Annotated in this window: 2 protein-coding genes; both read left to right on the top strand. The window is 74.6% G+C overall.

From position 1 onward, the window contains the following. Positions 1 to 838: phosphopantetheine-binding protein (locus tag K304_RS0120515; RefSeq protein ID WP_027765255.1), on the top strand; the 838-nt coding region annotated here is incomplete at its 5' end. A 5-nt stretch (positions 839 to 843) separates the two neighbouring features. Beyond that, positions 844 to 2,750, top strand: a 1,907-nt coding sequence (locus tag K304_RS0120510; protein ID WP_027765254.1) for a type I polyketide synthase, incomplete at its 3' end; no start/stop codon positions are given.

Genomic DNA, 2,750 nt, shown 5'->3' with positions numbered 1-2,750 from the left:
GGCGCTGGACGCGCTGGCCGACCACCGCCGGGCCCGGGGTCTGCCGGCGGCGTCGGTGGCGTGGGGTCCGTGGGCGGAGGGCGGCATGGCCGCCGCCGACGTCGTACAGGCCCGCGTGGCGCGCGGCGGCGTGACCCCGCTCGACCCGGACGTCGCCGTGGGCGTGCTGGAGTCGGCGTCCGGCTGCGTCACCGTGGCCGACGTGGACTGGGGGGCGTTCGTGCCCGCCGCGACCGCGCTGCGCCCGAACGCCCTGTGGGAGCGGATCGCGCCCGCGCACACCCGCGCCCACGCCGGTCCCACTGCCGCCGCCGAGGGCGGACTGCGCGCACGCCTCGCGAGTGCGGCCCCGACCGCCCGCAAGGGCATCGTCACCGACGTCGTCCGCGGTCAGGTCGCCGCCGTGCTCGGCTTCGCCGACGCCTCGGCCGTCGAACTCGGCGTCGCCTTCCGCGATCTGGGCTTCGACTCCCTCACCGCCGTCGAACTGCGCAACGCCCTGACCGCTGAGACCGGCCTGAAACTGCCCTCGACCCTCGTCTTCGACTACCCCACGACCCTCGGCCTCGCCGAGTTCCTGCTCGGCGAGCTGGGCGCGGACTCCGCCGGGGGCGGCCGGGACGCCGACGGCGACCTCGACCGGCTGGAGGCCACCCTGCTCGCCCTGCCCGCCTCCGAAGTCTCCCGGATGAAGGTGACAGCCCGGCTGCAACAGCTAATGAAACGCCTGGACGCAGCCGCGGACGCTGACGGCGGGCCCGACGTCTCCGCGAAGATCGAGGCCGCGACGGCCGACGACATCTTCGACCTGATCGACAACGAGATCGGAACGCGGTGAGCCCGATGGTCAACGAGGACAAGCTGCTCGAGTACCTGAAGAAGGTCACTCTCGAGCTGCACGAGACCAAACAGCGACTCCGCGAAGCAGAGGCGACAGGCGGCGAGCCGGTGGCCGTCGTCGGCATGGCGTGCCGTTTCCCGGGAGGCGTCGACTCGCCCGAGGCGCTGTGGCGACTGCTCGCCGACGGCGTCGACGCCATGGGCGCCTTCCCGCCCGACCGCGGCTGGGACGTCGGACAGGGCGTCGGAGGATTCGTCGACGGCGCCGCGGACTTCGACGCCGGCCTGTTCGGCATCTCCCCGCGCGAGGCCCTGGCCATGGACCCGCAGCAGCGCATGCTGCTCGAAGTCGTCTGGGAGTCGCTGGAGCGCTCCGGCATCGGGCCGCTGTCGCTGCGCGGCCTGCCCGTCGGCGTTTTCGCGGGCACCAACGGCCAGGACTACGGCGCCGTGCTCGCCCTGTCCGGCGAACAGGCAGACGGCTACGGCGGTACGGGCACGGCGGGCAGCGTGCTGTCCGGCCGCGTCTCCTACGCGCTGGGCCTGGAAGGGCCCGCGGTCACCGTCGACACCGCCTGCTCGTCGTCCCTGGTCGCCCTGCACCTGGCGGCGCAGTCCCTCCAGTCCGGCGAGTGCTCCCTCGCCCTCGCGGGCGGCGTGACGCTGATGTCGACGCCGGGCGCCTTCGTCGAGTTCGAACGGCAGGGCGGGCTGGCGGCCGACGGCCGGTGCAAGGCGTTCTCCGACGACGCCGACGGCACGAGCTGGGGCGAGGGCGCCGGCGTGCTGGTGCTGGAACGGCTCTCCGACGCCCGGAAGAACGGCCACCGGGTCCTCGCCGTCGTCAAGGGCTCCGCCGTCAACCAGGACGGCGCCTCCAACGGCCTGACCGCGCCGAACGGGCCGTCGCAGCAGCGCGTGATCCGCGAGGCGCTGGCCGGAGCCGGCCTCGCCGCGTCCGAGGTGGACGCCGTCGAGGCGCACGGCACCGGCACCTCGCTCGGCGACCCGATCGAGGCGCAGGCGCTGCTCGCGACGTACGGGCGGGGACGGGAGGCGGACCGGCCGCTGTGGCTGGGGTCGATCAAGTCCAACATCGGTCACACGCAGGCCGCGGCGGGCGTCGCCGGGCTGATGAAGGTCATCCTCGCGCTGCGGCACGAGAAGCTGCCGCAGTCGCTGCACGTCGGCACACCCTCGTCCCATGTGGACTGGTCCGCCGGAGCCGTCGAACCCCTCGCCGAGGCCCGCGACTGGCCACGGTCCGACCGCCCGCGCCGCGCGGGCGTGTCCTCGTTCGGCATCAGCGGGACCAACGCGCACGTCATCCTCGAAGAGGCCCCGGACGCGCCCGACGCCCCGGCGGACGAGCCCGCCGAGGGGCCCGCCACCGCGCTTCCGGCGGCCCCGTGGCTCATCTCCGGCAGGACGCCCGCCGCACTCGCCGGCCAGGCCGCACGCCTGGCCGGCGGCCTCGCGGCGGCCTCGCCCGCGGACGTGGGCCTGTCGCTGGCGACGGCCCGCTCGGGCCTGGACCACCGCGCCGTGGTGCTCGCCGCGGACCCGGCCGCACTCCGGGCGGGGCTGGAGGCGCTCGCTGCGGGCGACCACTCCGCGGACGTCGTCACCGGACAGGTGACCGACGGTCTGACGGGCTTCGTGTTCTCGGGGCAGGGTGGTCAGCGGGCGGGGATGGGGCGTGAACTCTCCGAGGCGTTCCCGGTGTTCGCGGAGGCGCTGGACGAGGTGTGCGCGCACTTCGACGGGCTGCGTGAGGTGATGTTCGAGGACGGCGACGGTGTGTTGCGGCAGACCGGGTGGGCGCAGCCGGCGTTGTTCGCGGTGGAGGTGGCGCTGTTCCGCCTGGTCACGTCGTGGGGTGTGAAGCCGGACTATCTGGCCGGGCATTC

The organism is Streptomyces sp. CNS606 (assembly GCF_000426325.1).
This window is presented reverse-complemented; position numbering and strand designations above follow the sequence as displayed.